Annotated in this window: 21 protein-coding genes; 14 read left to right on the forward strand and 7 right to left on the reverse strand. The window is 47.3% G+C overall.

All coding sequences use genetic code 11. The annotated features are described in order from the left end of the window. Window positions 1-268: 268 nt before the first annotated feature. Complete coding sequence (locus AC1DYT_RS01705; protein ID WP_477467926.1) at window positions 269-499, forward strand: hypothetical protein; 231 nt, start codon at window positions 269-271, stop codon at window positions 497-499. Then, window positions 481-864 (forward strand): type II toxin-antitoxin system VapC family toxin, encoded by a 384-nt coding sequence (locus AC1DYT_RS01710; RefSeq protein WP_477467927.1) that lies wholly within the window; start codon window positions 481-483, stop codon window positions 862-864. The genes AC1DYT_RS01705 and AC1DYT_RS01710 overlap by 19 nt, the downstream gene beginning before the upstream one ends. On the opposite strand, the gene AC1DYT_RS01715 is transcribed toward AC1DYT_RS01710, so the two are convergent. After that, a complete protein-coding gene (locus AC1DYT_RS01715; RefSeq protein ID WP_477467928.1) occupies window positions 861-2,201 on the reverse strand; it encodes an APC family permease in 1,341 nt (446 codons plus the stop codon). The two genes, AC1DYT_RS01710 and AC1DYT_RS01715, sit on opposite strands and share 4 nt — an antisense overlap. Before the next feature lie 112 nt (window positions 2,202-2,313). Here AC1DYT_RS01715 and AC1DYT_RS01720 point away from each other — a divergent pair, with 112 nt between their 5' ends. Both AC1DYT_RS01720 and AC1DYT_RS01725 read left to right on the forward strand, forming a co-directional pair. Further along, a complete protein-coding gene (locus AC1DYT_RS01720) occupies window positions 2,314-2,982 on the forward strand; it encodes a hypothetical protein (RefSeq protein ID WP_477467929.1) in 669 nt (222 codons plus the stop codon). A gap of 99 nt (window positions 2,983-3,081) precedes the next feature. Continuing rightward, complete coding sequence (locus AC1DYT_RS01725; RefSeq protein ID WP_477459699.1) at window positions 3,082-4,974, forward strand: DNA topoisomerase IV subunit B; 1,893 nt, start codon at window positions 3,082-3,084, stop codon at window positions 4,972-4,974. Between the two features lie 46 nt (window positions 4,975-5,020). On the opposite strand, the gene AC1DYT_RS01730 is transcribed toward AC1DYT_RS01725, so the two are convergent. Then, complete coding sequence (locus AC1DYT_RS01730; RefSeq protein ID WP_477459701.1) at window positions 5,021-5,467, reverse strand: DUF4019 domain-containing protein; 447 nt, start codon at window positions 5,465-5,467, stop codon at window positions 5,021-5,023. Window positions 5,468-5,561: 94 nt separating this feature from the next. Between AC1DYT_RS01730 and AC1DYT_RS01735 the strand changes: the two genes are divergently transcribed. Then, window positions 5,562-6,056 carry a cytidine deaminase gene (locus AC1DYT_RS01735; protein WP_477467930.1) on the forward strand — a complete coding sequence of 165 codons (495 nt, stop codon included), beginning with the start codon at window positions 5,562-5,564 and terminating at the stop codon, window positions 6,054-6,056. Window positions 6,057-6,058: 2 nt separating this feature from the next. Continuing rightward, entirely contained in the window at window positions 6,059-6,709 is a 651-nt protein-coding gene (locus AC1DYT_RS01740) for a GDSL-type esterase/lipase family protein (RefSeq protein WP_477467931.1), read from the forward strand. A 57-nt stretch (window positions 6,710-6,766) separates the two neighbouring features. Here AC1DYT_RS01740 and AC1DYT_RS01745 read toward each other — a convergent pair whose 3' ends face one another. Next, window positions 6,767-7,195 carry a nuclear transport factor 2 family protein gene (locus tag AC1DYT_RS01745; RefSeq protein WP_477459704.1) on the reverse strand — a complete coding sequence of 143 codons (429 nt, stop codon included), beginning with the start codon at window positions 7,193-7,195 and terminating at the stop codon, window positions 6,767-6,769. Between the two features lie 282 nt (window positions 7,196-7,477). Between AC1DYT_RS01745 and AC1DYT_RS01750 the strand changes: the two genes are divergently transcribed. The 5 genes from AC1DYT_RS01750 (at window position 7,478) to AC1DYT_RS01770 (ending at window position 12,504) form a co-directional block, all read left to right on the forward strand. Beyond that, window positions 7,478-7,993 carry a YdeI/OmpD-associated family protein gene (locus AC1DYT_RS01750; protein WP_477467932.1) on the forward strand — a complete coding sequence of 172 codons (516 nt, stop codon included), beginning with the start codon at window positions 7,478-7,480 and terminating at the stop codon, window positions 7,991-7,993. A gap of 316 nt (window positions 7,994-8,309) precedes the next feature. Next, window positions 8,310-8,687, forward strand: a complete 378-nt coding sequence (locus AC1DYT_RS01755; protein WP_477459708.1) for a transmembrane 220 family protein — start codon at window positions 8,310-8,312, stop codon at window positions 8,685-8,687. 107 nt (window positions 8,688-8,794) lie between these two features. Then, a complete protein-coding gene (gene recN, locus AC1DYT_RS01760) occupies window positions 8,795-10,507 on the forward strand; it encodes a DNA repair protein RecN (RefSeq protein WP_477467933.1) in 1,713 nt (570 codons plus the stop codon). 230 nt (window positions 10,508-10,737) lie between these two features. Further along, complete coding sequence (locus tag AC1DYT_RS01765; protein ID WP_477467934.1) at window positions 10,738-11,226, forward strand: hypothetical protein; 489 nt, start codon at window positions 10,738-10,740, stop codon at window positions 11,224-11,226. 465 nt (window positions 11,227-11,691) lie between these two features. Further along, complete coding sequence (locus tag AC1DYT_RS01770) at window positions 11,692-12,504, forward strand: enoyl-ACP reductase FabI (protein ID WP_477467935.1); 813 nt, start codon at window positions 11,692-11,694, stop codon at window positions 12,502-12,504. 184 nt (window positions 12,505-12,688) lie between these two features. Here the strand turns inward: AC1DYT_RS01770 and AC1DYT_RS01775 are convergent, their stop codons facing one another. After that, on the reverse strand, window positions 12,689-13,090 hold the full coding sequence (locus tag AC1DYT_RS01775; RefSeq protein WP_477467936.1) for a hypothetical protein: 402 nt from the start codon (window positions 13,088-13,090) through the stop codon (window positions 12,689-12,691). A gap of 91 nt (window positions 13,091-13,181) precedes the next feature. Here AC1DYT_RS01775 and AC1DYT_RS01780 point away from each other — a divergent pair, with 91 nt between their 5' ends. Continuing rightward, on the forward strand, window positions 13,182-14,885 hold the full coding sequence (locus AC1DYT_RS01780) for an alpha/beta hydrolase (protein ID WP_477467937.1): 1,704 nt from the start codon (window positions 13,182-13,184) through the stop codon (window positions 14,883-14,885). 12 nt (window positions 14,886-14,897) lie between these two features. Here the strand turns inward: AC1DYT_RS01780 and AC1DYT_RS01785 are convergent, their stop codons facing one another. The 3 genes from AC1DYT_RS01785 to AC1DYT_RS01795 all read right to left on the reverse strand — a co-directional run bounded on the left by AC1DYT_RS01785 (window position 14,898) and on the right by AC1DYT_RS01795 (window position 19,009). Next, on the reverse strand, window positions 14,898-15,356 hold the full coding sequence (locus AC1DYT_RS01785; protein WP_477467938.1) for a hypothetical protein: 459 nt from the start codon (window positions 15,354-15,356) through the stop codon (window positions 14,898-14,900). Between the two features lie 102 nt (window positions 15,357-15,458). Further along, complete coding sequence (locus tag AC1DYT_RS01790; protein WP_477467939.1) at window positions 15,459-18,095, reverse strand: carboxypeptidase-like regulatory domain-containing protein; 2,637 nt, start codon at window positions 18,093-18,095, stop codon at window positions 15,459-15,461. Then, the gene (locus AC1DYT_RS01795) at window positions 18,092-19,009 is read right to left on the reverse strand and encodes a GLPGLI family protein (protein ID WP_477467940.1); all 918 of its coding nucleotides are present in this window, start codon (window positions 19,007-19,009) and stop codon (window positions 18,092-18,094) included. The genes AC1DYT_RS01790 and AC1DYT_RS01795 overlap by 4 nt, the downstream gene beginning before the upstream one ends. Before the next feature lie 171 nt (window positions 19,010-19,180). On the opposite strand from AC1DYT_RS01795, the gene AC1DYT_RS01800 reads away from it, so the two are divergent. Both AC1DYT_RS01800 and AC1DYT_RS01805 read left to right on the forward strand, forming a co-directional pair. Then, complete coding sequence (locus AC1DYT_RS01800) at window positions 19,181-20,353, forward strand: sensor histidine kinase (protein WP_477467941.1); 1,173 nt, start codon at window positions 19,181-19,183, stop codon at window positions 20,351-20,353. After that, a complete protein-coding gene (locus AC1DYT_RS01805; protein ID WP_477467942.1) occupies window positions 20,350-21,021 on the forward strand; it encodes a LytR/AlgR family response regulator transcription factor in 672 nt (223 codons plus the stop codon). The genes AC1DYT_RS01800 and AC1DYT_RS01805 overlap by 4 nt, the downstream gene beginning before the upstream one ends. Window positions 21,022-21,134 lie beyond the last annotated feature (113 nt).

The raw sequence follows: 21,134 nt of genomic DNA on the forward strand, positions 1-21,134 counted from the left end.
TGTTTTACTCCCAAAAAATTGGCACAAAAAAAATCCCCACCGAAGCGGGGATTTACCAACCAATTAACTATAAAATTTAATTCCCTTAACGAGGAACAGTAGTACGCGATATTTAATGATAGGATATTCATCATTGTTACAAACTTACTAAAGTTAATTTGTAAAAACAAAATACTTATTAAAATAATTTAAAAAGATTTAAATTGTGCTGTGCCAATCAATCCAAACCATTTTTTAATTACTTATCTTTATATGGTATATTAGAACCATGGTTAAAACAAGCATCACCCCACAGCAAACAGATATCAGTATATCTGTGCCTGAAAAGTATGTTGGCAAGAAGTTGGAAGTGCTGGTGTATGCTGTTGACGAGCTGATTGATGAGGAACCAAAGAAAAGCGGAATGGCGAATTTTTGGGGAATCATTAGCGATGAAACAGCTAACGAATTACATAAGCAAGTAGAAAAAGGCCGTAACGAATGGGACAGAGATATTTAATTGATACAAACGTATTGATTGATTTTTTTAATGGACGGTTGCCGGAAGATGCCAAAAGTCTATTATTTTCTATTGAACCCATAATTTCGGTTATTACGCATATCGAATTGTTCAGTAGTAAAAATGCTTCTGAAGCAGAATTATTACAGCTAAAAAGTTTTGTTAAATCAGCAACCGTCTACGACTACCTTACCCCGGAAATTGTAAACAAAACTATCGATATCCGGCTTCACACAAACTTAAAAACCCCTGACGCAATAATTGCAGCTACCGCCTTAGCCAATGGCTTGGCTATCCTAAGCCGTAATGTTAAAGATTTTGACAGGGTTAAAGGCTTAGAGATAGCAAACCCTTATGCCCTTTAAGCCGCTTCCCGTTTCTTTTTTACGCTAATGTAGTATATCCCCAGTCCCAGCGCATAAGCCGCCAGACAAAATAGCGCGGCGTAAGGGTTTTCTTTAAAAGAAACGAAGATGTTGATGGTAACGAACCAGTAAGCCAGTATAAAAAGCACAGGCACCACCAACGGGAACCATTTGATGGTGTAAATGCCCGCGGTGTCCAGGTCTTTTGTTTTTTTGCGGAGGATAAAAATGGCCATTGCGGCAATGGATACGCCGATGGTCTCGAAAAACATCACATACCGCAGCATATCGCTGAACGTGCCCACGAAGAACAGGATAACCAGAATAGCCAACACGAAAAAGCTCATGCCGAACTCCTGCACCTGTGTTTTAGGGTTTATCCGTTTAAAAATAGCCGGTAGCATGCCATCCTCGGCCATGGCGTAATACACCCGCGGACTGGATAGGATGTTCACATTTACATAAGCCACTACCGAAAGAAACATCAGTATAGATGTGATTTTGGAACCAAGGGGGCCAAATATGATGCCCGCCATACGCGCCGCCAACGTGTGGGTGTGCTGTAATCCTTCAATACCTAATACTTTATAATACGCGTAATTAATGGTAAGGTATAACACAATTACCACCCCAATGCCGATAAAAATCGAACGCGGGATATTCTTTTTGGGATTGATGATATCGCCCCCAAAATTGATAGTTTGCGCATAACCCGTATAGGTGAAAAACACAGCCACAAGGCTTAAGCCGAAAGCAGTGACGATGTTATCTTGTGGCTTAGTAACGGTTGTGGCCCACCACGCAGGTACATTATCGCTTTTGAAGATGGCGGCGCATAGCACCAATATCATCCCCACCTTAAATATGGTAAGCACATTTTGGGTACGCGCGCTTAATTTTATACCCAAAAAGTTAATCCCATATAGCATCAACACCGTAAGTATGGTGGTGAGTTTGGTACCCAGGCTGTTTTGCAGGCTCGCAGGCAGCAGGATGGGGTTAATATATTCGGCACCCAAAAGAGCCACGGCCGCCACCGACGCCGCGTTGCTGATAACCAGCACCCAGTTGATCATAAATGCGAACGCAGGGTGGTAGCAGTAAGAAAACACCTTGTAAAAACCGCCGGTAGTGGGGTAGCGGGCACCGATTTCGGCAAAGGTGAGGGCACCGCAAAGGCTCACGATGCCACCGAATATCCATGCACCGAAGAATACCCAGGTACTGCCCGCTTTAACGGCAACATCGCTGGGCGTGCCAAAGATGCCCATGCCAATTACCAGGCTTATCACGATCATGGTAAGGTCGAAGCGGCTCAATTTGGGCTTTATGCTCATTTATCTAATCGTTTATTTTTTAAATTTATATTATAAGTAAATTGTAAATACTGCTTAAATTCGATTAAATTCGTTGGTTGATTTTTTGTGTTACCCGCTTGATTGAACTATTTTGAGGCAAATTAAACAAATATTGCTTATCGGCATCTTGTTGTTTTGCATTGCGCCCGCAATTGCACAGGGCAACAAGCATCCCATCGGCAAACAAAAAACTGCTGTTGCCCCAAAACGGCAATATGAGAGCCCCCAGTTGAGGAATTTTAAGGAGATAGCCAGGCGCGCCAATGCGGTTTTTACTTTCCCGAAAGGCTTCAGGGAGATACCCGCACCCGATGACGAAGATTTTTCTTTCGATTACGCTATGGAACTGCCGGGCAAGGAGTTCGAGATATGGTTCCAGGTGAAATCGCAAAAAGAGAACTATGCATCGTACCTGCGCAATATAGGCAGCAAGCAAAGCGGGCAGGATAACCCCGATTCGTTATACCAGGGCATGGGCACCGCGCAGGCCATGGGCTTCACCGGCGATAAAAACGGCTACTTCCAGAAGAGCATCCCGGCGTCGTATTTGGCTCGCTATCGTGCCGATGCAGGCCGATCGTACCTGCTCAACCTGCAGGATATGGCCGTCACAAAACACTACAAATACGGTTTGCTTATTACCCTGCAAAAAGCCCATACCGGCACCATCATAGCCGTGTGCTTTACCAACGATAAAGGCCCGGAGTTTTTCAAGAACATTGATAGGGCCAGTAACTGCATCAAGTTCAACCTCAAGTAACACGAATGTTGATAAGTTAGCGCATTTTGATACGGATTTAAATGCGGGACGTTTATTTTTGCAACAGGCGCGTCCGCACGCCGATTTTTAAAGAGATTTATGGCAGAGAGTAATTATAATGACGACAGCATCCGGTCGCTCGACTGGAAAGAACATATCCGCTTACGCCCCGGCATGTACATCGGTAAGCTGGGCGACGGCTCGGCGTATGACGATGGCGTGTACGTATTGCTAAAAGAAATCGTGGATAACTCGATAGACGAGTTTGTGATGGGCTCGGGCAAAACCATCGAGATAAACATGGGCGAGCATAAGGTATCCGTGCGCGATTTTGGTCGCGGCATTCCCCTGGGCAAAGTAATCGATTGCGTATCTAAGATAAATACCGGCGGTAAGTACGATAGCAAGGCCTTCCAGAAATCGGTAGGTTTGAACGGCGTGGGTACCAAGGCGGTGAATGCGCTATCTAACTTCTTCACCGTACAGAGCTATCGCGACGGGCGCACTAAGATTGCCGAATTTGAGAAAGGCGAGCTAACACGCGACGAGCCTGAAAAAGAAACTGCGCAACGCAATGGCACGGCCATCAACTTCGTGCCCGATGATACCATCTTCCGCCATTACCGCTTCATCCCGGAGTTTGTGGAGAATATGATATGGAACTACGTGTTCCTCAACTCCGGGCTTACCATAAACTTCAACGGCAAAAAGTATCTTTCGGAACGCGGGCTTTACGATCTGCTGGTACGCAACGCGGATGCCGAGAACCTGCGTTACCCCATCATACACCTGAAGGGGCACGATATCGAAATAGCCATGACGCACGGGCAATCGTACGGCGAGGAGTACTATTCTTTCGTGAATGGCCAGAACACGACGCAGGGCGGTACCCACCAGGCTGCCTTCCGCGAAGCGGTGGTGAAAACCGTGAAAGAATTTTATGGTAAGGATTTCGAGGCTTCGGATATCCGGGCATCCATTGTTGCCGCTATTGCTATAAAGGTACAGGAGCCGGTTTTTGAATCGCAGACCAAAACCAAGCTGGGCTCGCAAAATGTTGGGCCGGATGGGCCATCGGTACGTACATTCATCGGCGATTTCGTAAAACGCGAACTGGATAACTACCTGCACAAAAACCCGGCTACGGCCGATGCATTAAAGGCAAGGATATTGCAATCTGAACGCGAGCGCAAGGATATAGCCGGCATCAAGAAACTGGCCAACGACCGCGCCAAGAAAGCATCGCTGCATAACCGCAAGCTGCGCGATTGCAAACTGCATTTCGACGATAACCACGAGCGTAAGCAAGATACCACGCTATTCATCACCGAGGGCGATTCGGCCAGCGGGAGCATCACCAAATCGCGCGATGTGCAAACTCAGGCGGTGTTCAGCTTGAAAGGTAAGCCGCTTAACTGTTTCGGCTTGACAAAAAAAGTCGTTTACGAGAACGAGGAATTCAACCTGCTGCAGCATGCGCTGAATATAGAGGATGGCATAGATAACCTGCGCTACAACAACATCGTAATTGCTACCGATGCCGATGTGGATGGGATGCACATCCGCCTGCTGCTGATGACCTTCTTTTTGCAGTTCTTCCCGGATCTGGTGAAGGCCGGCCACGTATCTATCCTACAAACGCCCCTGTTCCGCGTGCGCAATAAAAAAGAAACCATTTACTGTTATAGCGACGAAGAGCGCCGCAACGCCATTGCCAAACTTGGTAATAAGCCAGAGATAACCCGCTTTAAAGGCTTGGGCGAGATATCGCCCGATGAGTTCGGCTTGTTCATCGGTAAGGATATCCGGCTGGATCCGGTGTTTCTAAAGGATGCCAACATCAAGGCCCTGCTGGAATATTTTATGGGCAAGAATACCCCGGCGCGCCAAATGCATATCGTAAACAACCTGCGGGTAGAGAAAGATGACGAAAGCGTAAACCCGCTGGTGGCCGGGCATTTGGACAGCAGTGAATTGCCGGTAGCGAGTTAAGAATGAATATAGCTGATTGGTTTTTGCAATCTCAAAAACTAATCAGCTACTTGAAAAAGCCCTCAGAATTAATATTAAAAGCAATAATTTTTATTTTTCCATCGCTTTCTCTGGTTAGGCTTAGCGTTTCCTTTGCATCGTATTTTTCATATTTATTTACGTAATACAAAATATATTCCGCCGACGGATTCGTGCCTTCTACTCGCCTTGTTTCCCAATGGTCTAGTTTGATATCTACCAATGCGCCAAGTTTTTTGTTCGTTACTGTAAATATTTCTTTGGTTTTTTCTTTCGAGGTTACTGTCCAAAACTTGTCGCTAAACAATGCGAACGATTCGTCGTATTTTTTTGCTTTAAGCAGGTCGAAATATTGGTTCGTTATTTTTTCCGCAGCGTCTTTGTCTTCTACCCTATTAACGTAGGAGCTATTAAACTGGCAGGAAAATAGCAACAGTACTGTAACGGCGATTGCGAATGGTTTGAGGTTTTTCATATTGGAATTAAATATATTACTATTAGCCCAATATTTTGAACGTTAGTTTTTTTTCTTATCTTGTATCCCCCTCTTTTTCAGACGGGCTACTAAGATGACAGAACACGAAATAAAAATAGCCTTTAAAGAATACGATACGGTTGAGGAGCTGAACGCCGATGACCACAACCTTTGCCTGGAAGCCGTAAAAGCCCTGGCCTCGTCGCATTCGCCGTATTCAAAATTCAGGGTGGGAGCCGCTTTGCTGCTTAAGAGCGGCAAAGTTATCCAGGCCAGCAACCAGGAGAACGTTGCCTATCCAAGCGGCCTGTGCGCCGAGCGCGTGGCCCTGTTCCATTGGGGTGCCGCACATGCCGATGACCCCATTGTTGCTATGGCCGTTACCGCAAAGACAGACGAGTTTGAACTGCTTAAGCCCGTAACCTCGTGCGGGGCATGCCTGCAGGTAATGGCCGAATGCGAAAAACGCCAAAACAGCCCTTTTAAAATGTTGTTATATTGCATCGGCGGCCCGGTTTGGGCCATAGATGGCGTACACAGCCTGATGCCTTTCATGTTTTTTGAGGATAGATTATCACAGGCAGTATGAAAATGAAGATCATAGTACTTTTTATTTTGGCGGCCACAGGCATTGCCCGGGCGCAAACCGGTTTTCCCTTCGATAACGAGATACGCGATTTCAAACATCAGGACAGCCTCAAATTCCCGCCGAAAGGAGGAATCTTGTTCATCGGTAGCTCATCTATCCGTAAATGGACCGATCTGGAGCAACGCTTTAGCGATAAGCCCATCATCCGCCGTGGCGTGGGCGGCTGCACGCTGGAGCAGCTGGTAGATTATTACACGCCTTATATATTGCTGCCTTATCAGCCAAAGAAGATATTCGTTTACGCGGGCGAGAACGATATCGCCTCCGATAAATCGGGCGCCTTCGTGGCCACTGAGTTTACCAAACTTTGGGCCATCATCAGCAGTAAATTGCCCAATACCGAGGTTTATTTTATGGCTATTAAACCCAGCCCAAGCCGGGCCAAATACCTAAGCGAAGTAAATATTGCCAACGCACAGATAAAGACGTTTTTGGCCGGCAAAAAGAAGGGCCATTATATCGACGTGGCATCGGCAATATTGAAGCCTACAACCATGCAGCCTGATAGCTCACTGTTTGAAAGCGATTTGCTGCATCTCAACAAAACCGGTTACGATAAATGGCAGGCCGTATTGCAGCCCTACGTAAAATAATAAAGCCCCGCAATTACTGCGGGGCCTCACACTTAAACACTAAACTAAACTAATAAATTATTTAAAAACGCTGTACACGTTGGTAATCTTCCAGCCATCGCCGGTGTTTGCAACGGTTACGTAATTGCTGCGGGTAAAGCCGTCGAATTTCATGTCTACCTTTACCACTTTCACGTCGGCATTGCTTGTAACAATTTCGGTGCTGGTGGTGCAGGCCTGCTCTACGTTTTTATCGCCTTTAAAAAATTCCATCATCTGCTTCTTATCAAAGCTTAATACTTTGGTGCCGCGCAGCATACTGAACTTTACCGACTGGTCAAGCACGTCGTTAAGTCCGTTTAGTTTGCCGCGGGTGATGGCGTCAACATAGGTATTTATGGCGTGGGTTGCAGTAAGGTTGTCGTTTTCGTTGATTGGGTTTGCGTTAACGGCACCACATATTAATAAAAGGGCTAAGCCGAGTACGATTGATTTTAGGTTTTTCATGATTTCTATTTATTTGGTTGATTTTATACTCATAAGATGCTGCCAGCAACCGAAGTGTTACACCTCCAAGTGTTAAATTATTCCATTTAACAAACATTTAACAATTGCCGTCGAAGCCTCACCCCAACCCCTCTCCAAAGGAGAGGGGCTAAAAGTCCTCTCCTTTGGAGAGGATTTAGGTGAGGCTACTAAATAGCTTAAGCAAACGAAGCTCCCGCCGCACATCATTTTTTTAAACCCCGATTCCCCGATAATTTCACCTTCTATCCGCTATATTTGGCTATGGTTGATTTTAGTGCCCTCATCCTGCAGTTTGGCGATTACGGCGATAAAACCGGGTGGACCTACATTATCATCCCTCCCGATATTGCGATGCAGCTAAAACCTAACGATAAACGCTCGTTTAGGGTGCGGGGGTTTTTAGATGAATTTGCCATTGTTGGTAAATCCTTGCTGCCGCATGGCGATGGTGCTTTTATATTGCCGTTGAACGAGGGAATGCGCAAGGGCTTCCGTAAAAGCAGGGGGGCGATGCTGCGGGTACGCCTGGAATTCGACCCCGATTTTAAGCTCGAGGTGCCCGAAGAGCTGCAGGAATGTTTCGAATTTGAACCCGAGGCGGCAGATTATTTCAATAGCCTCACCAAATCGCACCAGGGGTATTTTATAAAATGGATAAACGATGCCAAAACAGAAGAAACCCGCACTAACAGGATAGCGAGCACCGTTAATGCTGCACTGCGGAGGATGGATTACGGGATGATGTTGCGGGAGAAAAAGAAGTTAAGGGAGGGGTAGGGGTTATTTAGTGCACATTTTTAGCTTCTCAGTTATCCGGCGCATCGCGTCTTCGTGCGTGTGCAACCGACCTTCAGCTACGTCTTTTAGGCCTGCGTTGATGCCTTCGATTTCTTGTTCCGAAAGCCCGCCCCAATCACCATCTTCAGCGTGATTTTGCAAATCCGAATAGTCTACCGTACCCCATATCCGAATTTACAAAAAACTGTAAGAAAATTACCACGGTGAACACCGCTTTATTATTTGCATAAATCAGCCATAATTATCGAAATTCGTTCCCGATAACTAGATTAAACCCACAAGCCCCCAAATCAAAATGAAAATCTTTAACCTCGTATTCGTTTTCATATTCATCGTTTTTGCAGCCCTGCAATATAACGACCCGGACCCTTACATTTGGATGCCTATCTACCTGTACAGCGCGGCGCTTTGCTACTTCGCATCGCAAAAGAAATTCTACCCTAAGGCGTACCTCGCCGGCGTTATCGTTTATGGCGCATACGCGGCTTACTTGTTTTTTGATAAAACCGGCGTTATTGATTGGATTAAGGAACATCACCATGAAAGCATGGTTCAAACCATGAAAGCCGAAAAACCCTGGATAGAAGAAAGCCGCGAATTCTTCGGCCTGGTAATTTTGATTGTGGTGATAGCCGTAAACTGGGCATACATGAAACGCCTGGCCAGGAAGTAAGAACTTCTTTCGAATATTATTACTATTATTTTTAGTAATTTTAATGCATGAGTGCGTAGCTAAGTATCTTTTCGTAATTTAGTGCTGCCAAAAAAGGGTACTTTTTTATGCTTCAAAAGCTCACCATACAAAACTACGCGCTGATAGACAACCTTGAAATCAGGTTTGATAAGGGCCTCAACATCCTTACGGGCGAAACCGGGGCGGGTAAATCCATCATCCTGGGCGCGTTATCGCTCATATTAGGGCAGCGGGCAGAGAGCCGTTATTTTTTTAATCAGCAAAAAAAATGCGTGATAGAAGGCTCGTTCAAAATAACGGGTTTTCACCTCAACTCCTTTTTCGAAGATAACGACCTCGACCATGAGGACGATACTGTTTTGCGCCGCGAAATCTCGAGCGATGGTAAATCGCGGGCGTTTATCAACGATACCCCCGTTAACCTTACCCTGCTGAAGCAGTTCGGTGAGAAGCTCATCGATATCCACTCGCAGCATGCCACACAGGAAATAAACGACCCTGACTTTCAATTGCTTGTTGTAGACGGCGTAGCCGGGCACCACGAGTTGCTGGCCGGTTATCAAACCAAATACAAAGCCTACCGTAAATCGCTCACAGCATTACAGCAACTGATAGAGCAAAGCGATAAAGCCAAAGCCGACCTGGATTACTACCAGTTCCAATTTGATGAACTGGAGAAAGCCGGCCTGGCTGGCGACGAGCAGGAGGGCCTGGAGAAAGAGCTTTACGCGCTTAATAACGCCGAAGAAATAAAACGTAACCTGCTTGGGGCGCACTACCTCATGCACGAGGGCGAGGCATCAGCCATTATCCAACTGCGCGAAGCCGGGCAGCAATTATCCATTGTAGAAAAATACGATAGTGAGGTGGAAGAGCTGCACCAGCGACTCAAAAGCACGCTGATAGAACTTAAGGATATTGCCGCCGAGATAGAAATCATCGAGCAGCGAACCGTTACCAACGATGCCCGCGCCGAAGAAGTGAACACCCGCCTCAGCCTGCTGTATAACCTGCAGAAAAAACACCGTGTAAACAGCAATGAGGAGTTACTCGCCATACAAGCCGACCTGTCAGAGAAAATAGCCCAGGCGGTTTTTGGCGACGAGGCGGTAGAGAAACTGCAAAAACAAATAGCCGCTGCACAACAGGAGTTAGAAAAACTAGCAGCCGAACTATCCGCCAATCGCAAAAAGGCCATCCCGGTTATTATCCAAAAAGTGCTGGCCAACCTTACCGAAATGGGTATGGGGAACTCTGTATTGGAGATTGAGCAGCAAAGCCTGGCCCCCCAGCCCCCTAAAGTAGGAGCAGGGGTTGGAACGGCACTTGGGCCTAATGGTATCGATAGCATCCGCTTCCTTTTCTCCGCCAATAAAGGCCATGCCCTTGCGGATATGAGCAAGGTGGCTTCGGGCGGCGAGTTGAGCCGGTTGATGCTCAGCATCAAATCGATTATTGCAGAATATACCGCCTTACCTACTATCATATTCGATGAGATAGATACCGGTGTGAGCGGCGAGGTGGCCAACAAAGTAGGGCAGGTGATGGAGCGCCTTGCGCAAAACCTGCAGGTAATTACCATAACCCACCTGCCGCAAATTGCCGGCAAAGGCAAAAGCCATTACTTTGTTTATAAAGACGATACAGATGTAGCTACCAAAACCCGCATCAAAAAACTAAACGATGACGAACGCGTGCTGGAGATTGCCAAAATGCTCAGCGGCGATAAACCGGGCGAAAGCGCACTGCAAAATGCAAGGGAGCTGTTGGGCGTAAAAATTGGTCTATTCGGGCAGTAGGTTTACAGTTGTTATTACGCCGAAAGCAGGATGCTTTCGCCATGCGCGCCACGAGATACGCTGCGCTAATCTCGCGGCAGAGATGATTTTTTAGTTCCGCTGCCGCGAGTTTTCAACTCGTGGTATAGCATGGTGGCAGCTTTCAGTTGCTATTCTATCTGGGATGTTTTCTATATATTTAGTCCGACGGAAAAGCCCTGGGAAATTAATTGTTACATTTATAAGCAGTTATGCGCAAGTTACTTATCATATCCACGGTTATTGCCGCTATAATTACGGGAGGGTTGATATTGATTTACAATACCCACCCAATAGCATTAAAATGGGCAACCGGCACTGCAAGGAGTTTGGGTAAGCCGATTCCCGCCAGTGTTTATACCGACGGCCGTACCGACAATAGCATATTGGTTTATAAAAACGGCAATGATGGCTATGTGTTAAGCCTAAAAAAGTTCGACAAATATGGTATGATGCATTATATACAAATTTACCCAAAGGAAAATAGGGTGGGCCGCCCGGCCGGGAGCAGCATTTATGATTATGATGTAATAGCAGGCCGGTTGTTCCAAAGCGAAGTAGGGCAAAAGACAAGTAGTTTTAAAGATGATATGAAAGGCTTTGGGATGGACCCACATTTGGCAGTTGTCGGCAATGACGTATCTTTTAACGTACCCGCGCAATATTTGGGGTACAATAAAATTGAGATAAAACTCAACTAAACCGTAGCTTTTAGCTGCTATTTGTCGAAAGCAGGATGCTTTCGGCATGCGGTACCAGGAGATACGCTTTCGCTAATCTCGCGGCAGCCTTTGTTAATCAAGCTCATCAAGCGTCGGAGAATACGCGTGAACGGATGCCTTCGAGGTACGGATGCCCGCGTTAGGGATAGGAGCGGAAACCCCGGAATGGAGTGCTGCTTCTATCAGCAGCACGGAATGAGGAGTTGCAGCGCATAGCCCGGGCCGAAGGCAACGCCCAAATTTTTTGTCTGAATAAAAAATTAATTGGTCCAAGCCCTGAAACAATATCTAAGCAGAGAAGCCTTGCCAGTCCGCCCTGCATGCCGGGGATTGCTACGCCGCTCCTTACACCGCCCCCCGCTTCGGCTCGCAATGACGATGTGGAGATAATGTAAACTTCCAACAAAAAACTATAACTTTGCCCCATTAAAAAATCCAAAAACAATGGCTTACAATTTATTAAAAGGTAAAAAAGGGATTATTTTCGGTGCGCTTAATGAGCAGTCGATAGCCTGGAAGGTGGCTCAGCGCTGCGTGGCCGAAGGTGCCGAAATAGTTCTGACTAATTCGCCGCTGGCACTGCGCATGGGCGAACTGAATAAACTTGCAGAGGAATGTAATGCCCCTGTTATACCGGCTGACGTTACCAGCAACGAGGATGTTACCAACCTTATCGTTAAAAGCATGGAGCATTTTGGCGGCGGTGTGGATTTTATCCTACACTCGATAGGCATGAGTGTAAATGTGCGCAAGAACATCCCTTATACCGACAATAACTACGAATTTACCCACAAAGGGCTTGATATATCTGCACTGAGCTTTCACCGTGTAATGCAGATAGCTATGAAACATGATGCCGTAAACGAGTGGGGATCTATAATAGCCCTGACTTACATTGCTGCCCAACGCGTATTCCCTGATTATAACGATATGGCCGATAACAAGGCTTACCTGGAGAGTATTGCCCGCAACTTTGGCTACCAGTACGGCGTTAAAAAACACGTGCGTGTAAACACCATTTCGCAATCGCCAACCCGTACTACTGCTGGTAACGGTGTTAAAGGCTTTGATGGTTTTGTAAACTACGCCGAAAAAATGAGCCCGCTTGGTAACGCTGATGCCGACCAATGCGCAGATTACGTGGTAACGCTGTTTAGCGACCTTACCCGTATGGTTACCATGCAGAACCTGTTCCACGATGGTGGTTTCTCTTACACCGGTGTTACCCAGGCGGTGATAGAGCAGATGGAAAAATAAGCCCCACCCAACCCTCCCCGGAAGGGAGGGCTTTAAGAATAAGCGGCTCTTAAAAGTCTCCCCTACCGGGGGTGATTTAGAGGGGGCTGGCTCACAGAAAAGGCGCCCAACCGGCGCCTTTTCCTTTTTGAAAATTATTGAACATATATATAGAAGCCTCCGTCGATAGGAGACTGGTGGAGCCTCAGGGATTAGAATCAACCAATACGATTTTTACGTTGCCGCTGCCGGGGTTAGGGGTGGTTAAATTGCCGCTGTAGGCCTGGGCGTAAATGGTAAGCAAGCCGCGCTCATGTATGTAGCTGTAGCTTACGCCGTTGAATACCTCGGGTATCTGTTCGTAAACACCATTGGTGAAGGATAGGTAAACCAGCACGCCGGCATTATCGTTGGCGTAGCTGTCCAGTTCTGGTACGCTGATAGATTGTTTCCAGGTTTTGCCGTTATCAAGGGTTATCCAGCCGCTGGTGGTTACGCTTGTTTGGATGGTAAGGTTATTGTTGGGTGCAACTGTGTTTTCCTTAACGCAGGATGATGCCGTCAATACAACGATTGCCAGGCACACGATAGATAGAATTCGTTTCATATATTATTGTGGTGTTTATATCAGTAGGAATATTTTTAGGGCCGAAGGTTTAACAAGCCCGCAATTATTATATTTGGTAAAACCGCCCATCATGAAAAAGCTGCTTTACCTGCTGTTGCTCTTCACCGTTTCCGCCCATGCCCAAACATTCAGGGTTACCATAAACCCGTCTTTGAAAGAGGCCGTGCTCGATGGCCGCCTATTGCTGCTGCTCTCGAATAATAACAAAGCCGAACCCCGTTTCCAGATTGGCGATAACGCGCAAACCCAGCAGGTTTTTGGCGTGGATGTAGAGAATTGGCAGCCCGGTACCAGCCAATTGGTAGATGTGCAGGCCTTTGGTTACCCCGTAGAGCGGTTGAAAGATATGCCCGCCGGCGATTATTACGTACAGGTATTGCTGCACAAATACGAAACCTTCCACCTTAAAACCGGCCAAATCGTAAAGCTGCCCATGGATAGGGGCGAGGGCCAGCACTGGAATATTGCCCCGGGCAACATTTATTCGCTGCCCGTAAAAATCCATATCGACCCGATGGACAATAATGAAATTGCCCTCACCATCGATAAGATCATCCCGCCGATTACCCAACCTGCCGATACCAAATACATCAAACACATCCGCATACAAAGCAAGCTGCTTACCGAATTTTGGGGCAGGCCGATGTATATCGGCGCTAATATTTTGCTGCCCGGCGGTTTCGACGAGCACCCTAAAGTGAAATACCCGCTGGCTATTTTCCACGGGCATTTCCCGGCTGATTTCGAGGGCTTCCGTACCGAAGTGCCGGATGCTAATTTAAAGCCCGATACCTCGGCCCGGTTCCATATCACGGGTTACAACCGTATAGAACAACAAGAAGCCTACGATTTTTACAGGCAGTGGACCGGCCCGAAATTTCCGCGGGTGCTTGCAGTGGAGATACAGCACGCCAATCCGTACTACGATGATTCGTACGCCGTAAACTCAGCGAATCTCGGTCCATACGGAGATGCTATTACGTATGAATTGATACCCGAGATAGAAAAACGTTTCAGAGGCATAGGCAAGGGTTGGGCAAGATTTGTTTACGGCGGCTCTACCGGCGGCTGGGAAGCCCTGGCCGTGCAAGTGCTTTACCCCGATGAGTATAACGGCAGCTACGCCGCCTGCCCCGACCCGGTAGATTTTCACCATTACACCACCATGAACATCTACGAGGATAAGAATGCTTATTTCCCCACCAGCGTCTTTAAGAAAACGCCGCGCCCCGGCATGCGCGATTACCTTGGGCATGTATCGGCCACGCTGCAGGAGATAAACCAGCGCGAACTGGCCCTCGGCACCCGCAGCCGTAGCGGCGACCAGTTCGATATTTGGGAGGCCGTGTTTTCGCCCATGGATAAGGATGGCTACCCCAAACGTATCTACGATAAGTACACCGGGGCTATAGATACCGCTGTAGCTGCTTATTGGAGGGATAACTTCGACCTTACCCACATCATTAAGCGCGATTGGCCCAAAATAGGCAATAAACTTAAAGGGAAAATACACATCTACGTAGGCGACATGGACAGCTATTACCTCAACAACGCAGTTTATACAGCCGAAGATATGCTGAAGAAGCTAAGCAACCCCGATTGCGGCTGCCAGGTAGATTACGGCGACCGCGCCGAGCACTGCTGGAACGGCGACCATACCCAGCCCAATTATATCAGCCGCCTGCGTTATCATCAAATGTTTATTAAGAAATGGGTAAGCGAAATTGCATCGCGGGCACCCAAGGGCGCAGATTTAAAGAGCTGGCGGTACTAGGAGCGGCGATGTTCAGGTTGCCCAGCCCGGGCCTGTTTTTTCTATCACATCATCGTTGGTAACGATGTAATGCTCGTCTTGTTCGACAATTTGGATGGTATCGGCAATATTGCGGTGCATCTCCAGCAAATCGGTTAATACAATGGGGTTTAATACATTGTATTCGCGCCCCAATTTTAGAAGTGCGATGGCTCCCATTTCTAACGCTGCCCAAAAAAGTTGACGGTTAAGTTGAGTCAGGCCGCGCAAGTCGATACTCCTTAAAATCATTTCTCCGCTTTTGTTGTAGAATAAGGCACCTCCCTCGTGGTCGCTTTCGTTAGGTACGCGCGTTTTTAGCCATGCCTGCAAAGCCATGCCGCCATCCAGTTTATCCAATTCCATTATGGCAATTCTGATGACTTCGTCGTAGCCGGTCCACCTGACCGAGAAGTCTTTGCCATTTTCTAACGTAATGAAACCTTTAGCCATACCCAACAAATATTGTGTGTAGCTAAAAGTGCAAAAAGCTTCGAATATGTATCGTGAAAATCCGATTTAATTTACGCAACACATGCACAATTTGTTAACCGATCAGATGTTGAACAGTGCTTTGATCATAATAATTCGCCCCGGCAGCGTATATGAGCTGGCTATTAGGGCATTGGCAGAAAGGTAAAGCGCGTTGTAAGTTTTTACGTTCCCGAAATTTACAGCGCTGAGTTCGAAATCAGTTTTCCATTTCATCGACCTGAATTTTACGTATGCATCTGCAAAAAAATATTTCAGATTGGGGTTGCCCTGCTGGCGGGTAAAATAATGTTCTCCGGATAACCTGAATTGCAGGGCATCTGAAGGGTCGTAGTTAATAGATGCTTGCTGTAATAGCTGCTGTATGCGATGAGCCGATGCCGCCACTGAAGAATGACTGGCCATTTGGGTTAGGGTGGCTTTGTAGCTAAAATTTACTGTGCCGCTTAGCTTGGTGTCGGCACTCGCATTAAATGTTTCGGTTGTGCTGTTGAAGGGTAGCAACACATTATTCTGCAAGAGTACGGAGCGGCTGCTTTGCCAGGTTATGGCGCTGCTGAAGGTAGTACTCAGCGCAAATGAATATTTGCTGATGGAGCCGCTCAGTATCCAGGAATCGGTACTGTTAGGGTAAGGGAGCATAACCCCTTGCTGCAGGTTATTGGTGATTATGCTCGATGCGATGTTGTTAGACGCCGTATGGCTGTAGAGCGCGCCCACGCTCCAAAATAACAGGGTTATGGCTTTGCGGTAGCTAAAGCTACCGCCAATCTGCTGCATCTGCTTTTCGTTTAAGGGGGCATTGTTGGCTTGCAGCGTGCGGTAATCGGTAAGGATATAGCCCGGGTAAACATCTGCGATAGTACCGATGATATTGCGATAACTGTAATTAAAGTTGAGGTAGTTTTCTGCGCTTACCTGGTATTTCACGCTAAGCTGTGGGTCTATGTAATAGCGTTTTAGGTTCTTGCCTGAATAATCGATCTGCTGGTACGTAAACGGTATAGCCAGGTGCGCTTTTAAAAACTCTCCGGGGAAATCGTACGATGCTTCGGCATAGACTTTTTTCCGGACCCAGTCGAATCGGTTCCGCGCGCTATCCGAAAGTAAGTTGACGCTGTTATTGTTTTGTACCACGTTCAGTTCAGACGTCAGTTTTTGCGATTGCATGCTAAAGCCTGTGCGGTAGCTTTGGGTGAACAGGCGCGACGGGAGCCGGAACGCCATATAATTGTTGGTGTACCAACTGGGTATATTAACCTTTTGAACCAGTTGGGCATACGGCACATTGTTATTGAATATAGCCGCATTATACCCCGGATCGATCGACAGCTTTTCCGGCTCAGCAGAATGGCTGATATATGAATATGCCTGGATCATATGGCCCGACTTTAAGGCTTTAATCAAATTGAGCTCATTTGAAAAGTTTAATAAATGATCCTGAAATAGCTGGTTAACGGCGGTGTTGTTTGTATTTAGTGCCGAGTAACCGGTGGTATTCTGATGATCCAGCAGCAAGGCATCGTTCAGGTAATATTTAGGGCGGTTCATATTCAGCGTAAGCTGGGTATGAAAGATATCGGGCACGTTGCGGTTGTGCTGTACCTCGTTGTACCTGATGGTATCGCCGGGCACGTATATGGTGCTTTGCTGGCTATACTCCTGCTTTTGCGTGTCGTGCATGTAATAGGCATTAACCCTTAACTGCACATCGTTTTTGAGGTTGACGAGGTTGTTGATATTGAGGATGCCCGAGCGGTCGAAAAAATACCGGTTTTGAGCAAGTTGCGGCGTGTTTACGGCACCCAGCGAAAGCAACGTTGCAGGCAATGCATTATCTATCTGTCGGTTGTATTCGCTCAGGTTATGCGATGCCAGGTCCTGCTGCACATCATAACCGGTATTATTGCCCGCCAGGTAATTGATCGCTTTATAATTATGCTTAAACATCATGGCGTTCAAATTCACGTCGTAATTGCCCGGCAGCCCGGCGCCGATGCTTTCCTGGCCCATCACATGCAGCTTTGCGCCCTTTTTAAAAGTAAGGTTCAGCGCTACATCTTCGCTGGGCACCTTGTTTTGCAATACCCTGATCGGCTGGTTATTTTGGAGCACCTGCACCTGGTTTACTGCGCCTTGCGGAACGCTGTTGGTGGCAATGCTGTATTTATCATCGAGCAGGTTATCGCCGTCGATATACAAAGCCGAGATGGGCTTATTATTATAACTGATGGTGCCGTTGGCGGCAACAGATACGCCCGGTAGCCTCCTGATAACCTCGCCTATCGTACGATCCTGCGGGTTGGCGAACTCAGATACTTTGTAGCTGAGCGTATCGCCATTGGTCTTTAAAAACGGGCGGTTGCTTTTGATTACCACTTCCTTCAGTTCGTTCATTGCAGCCGACAACGTGAAATCCACAGCCGAATTTAACCCAACAATATTTTTGATTGCTGCCTGATATCCGAAGCTGCGCACCTCGATGGTTAAGCTGTCCTTAACGCCTGCAGGTACTTGCAACATAAAGCCGCCTTTGCTGTCGGTTTGCGTATAGGCCACTATAGCGGTGCTGCGCTTTAGGTTTACAGTGGCGAAAGGAACCACCTTACCAGCGGTATCCTTCACTGTACCCCTAATTGTTTGGCCGTAAATGCCGACGCTAAATAGGAGCACTGTCAGCATGAGCAACAGCTTCCTCATTTCTTTTCCGGTAGTTCTATCGGGTTATTAGTTACCGGTCCGCGACGGCCAGGGCCTGGCGCAATCCTGATGTTGTCAGTCTTAACGCCGGCCGCGCGATTGCCCGCCACCATCGCTTGCCCTACGGCATTCGGGTTCTTCTTAATGGCTGCCTGTAGTTCGTCGAATTCTTTTTGTGTGGCTTTGATAGCTCTGGCCGGCGGCGCTATCAGGCTGGGGTTATCATCCAAACCCCGCAATATCGGCGGCAGATCTTTATCGGGGACACCCGCGCCGCCTATGGGTTTTACCTCTGCAAAAACCACTTTCTCTAAACCATCAAACTGAAATATCACTTCGTTTTTGGTGTCGTGGGCATCTACTATTACGCCCGGCAGGCCGTTCAGTTTCCAGGGGCCGGCGGGTAGCGGCAAATCAGGGCAAAACCATACGATGTAATCACGGCCCTTAAAATGGCCGGTAGCTTTCTGGCAATGCAAACCGCCGAATGATGCCGTGTCGCTGCTTATCTGCCAGCTAATCGCTGGCATAGGGCCGTCAACCAGGTACTCATTAATAGCCAGGTTATCCTTGGTTAACATTTTTTTGGCATTGGGGTATTGGTAATATTGCGTGCGCGAGCCTACGCCGCGTCGGTTTATACGCGGTTGCCCGTCCGGACTGCTGGCTACAGCGGCGGCCCAGGCATTCCTGAACTGCTGATCTGCAAGCATCCCGTCATAGCTTTTGTAGGCACTGGCCGTTTTACCAACGAACAAGGCCATGTTTTCGGTGTAGGGATGCGCCCGGTCGGTAGTGTCACCGATATGCGTAAACTTGTAATGGACCAGCACCCGCGCCGTATCGGATTTTTGGGCTTTGGCGGCCATAAATACCAATAACAAGGTGGTGGCCAGTAGTAATTGCTTCTTCATCATTCTTGATTTTTATGCAATACTATTTTCGGTACAGCACTTCCTGAAAACTTTGGTGCCAACAAGGGTTAAGTGTGGCCAAAGCGGGGTTATTTGTTATCCCGGGATTTCAAAAATCCCGCGTTCATACCAAATATTTCCACGGGAGCGACAGCCCGCTATATTTGTTCTATGCTTAAAAAGAGACTTTGGATAGAAATACCGCTGCACCTGTTGTTTTGGGTGGGTGTTTTTTATGTGCTTACCTCATTGAATAGTTCGCACATACATATATGGGCTAAAACGGCGCGTATGGTCAGCGATCAGTTTGATGCAACCGACATCTCTTCCTACGTGTATATGATATGGGTGTTCCTTGCCGTGCTTTTTTATGGCAATATCTTTTGGGTATTCCCCAAAGCGATTAAATATAAACGCGCCGTTGTTCGCGTGGCTATTTGCGCCGCATGGTTCATCCTGGTTTTTGGTGCCAATTACCTTGCGGTTGGCCCCTTGTTCGATCAGGCTAACCCGACTGTCGAACCTCCACCCCGAGCCATCCGCGAGATCCTTGAAAAACAATACCACCCTAAGCTCGACCCTCAGATAAGACGAGATATTCCCCGTGGGCCCGATCCGAATAGTGTCGGCACAATCAACTTCATGATCCGCGACTGGCAGCACCTGCAATCGGTTATCCTTATTGCTTTCCTGGTGATATTGGGGATATCATTCGCCTACTTCTTCCTGAAGCAATGGGCCAAAAGCGAGATTATCCAGTTGAGCACCGAAAACAAGTTCCTCCGCTCGCAGGTGAATCCGCACTTCCTGTTCAATACGCTCAATAACCTGTTCTCGATGGCACAGGCCAAAGGGAACGATGAACTGGCCGATGGCATTTCCAAGCTTTCGGGCATGATGCGCTATATGCTTTATGACAGTAATGCAGAAAGCGTTTTACTCGGTACAGAGATTACGTACCTGGAGGAATGTATTACGCTGAACAAACTGCGTTATGCCGATGAAGAGGCTACCGTAAGGTTCGATTATCCTGTGCAGGTCGTTGGCATCAGAATCGCGCCGATGCTGTTCGTCCCGTTCGTGGAAAATGCTTTCAAACATGGGGTAGCTATTGGGCAAACCACGGCCATAATCATCTCTATACAGTTATCCGGAAAAACGCTGATATTTACCTGCGAGAACACAAACCATAACGCAATCAGGAAAATGGATGGAGAAAAAAGTGGTATCGGGTTGGGAAATGTAAAACGGCGGCTCGAATTGTTGTACCCCGGCAAGCATCGGCTGCACCTTTCGGAAACGGAGGAAAAATTTGGTGTGAACCTTGAAATTACCCTTGGATGATCAGCTGTATTGCTATTGACGATGAGCCAAAGGCGCTGGAAGTGATTGAGCGGTATTGCGGTAAAACCAGCCAGGTTAGCCTGAAGGCCTCGTTCCGCGAACCGGTAAAGGCAATCGAGTTCCTGCAGCGAGAAAAGGTGGATTTGATTTTCCTGGATATCAACATGCCCGACATCAGCGGCATGGCTTTGCTCCAAACCTTATCATCAAAGCCGATGGTGATTTTTACCACTGCCTATAGCCATTATGCGGTGGAAAGCTATGAGTTGAACGCGCTTGACTATCTGCTCAAGCCCATCACTTTCGAACGTTTCCTCATCGCCATAAATAAAGCTGCGGCGGTCCTTTCTTCCGAGGGAAGTACCATCTTTTTTAAAAGTGGGCCGCAAACCCACCAGGTGAAAGTGGCGGATATCCTTTATTTTGAAAAAGATGGTAATTACCTTACCGTCCATCTCAAGGATAAGCAGATCCTCATCCGCGAAAACATGAACAATATTTTTGACATGGTGCCTGTCGCGGACTTTTTGAGGGTGCATAAATCATATGTGGTAGCCATCAGTCACATCACCATGATAGAGGTACACCAATTGATTGCGGGCGGCGAAAAGATCCCAATTGGTAGCAGTTACCGCGAAGCGTTGCGCACGCGATTGCGCATGAGCTAGTTAGTGCGGGTAGGAATATGGTCGTCAGGAATTATGTAGCCAATGTGTCGCAGAGAACCTCTCGCAATCCGGACGGGGGGTAAATAACCGTTTATCCATTCATTTGCAAGTAT

The organism is Mucilaginibacter sp. P1_D10 (assembly GCF_056406215.1).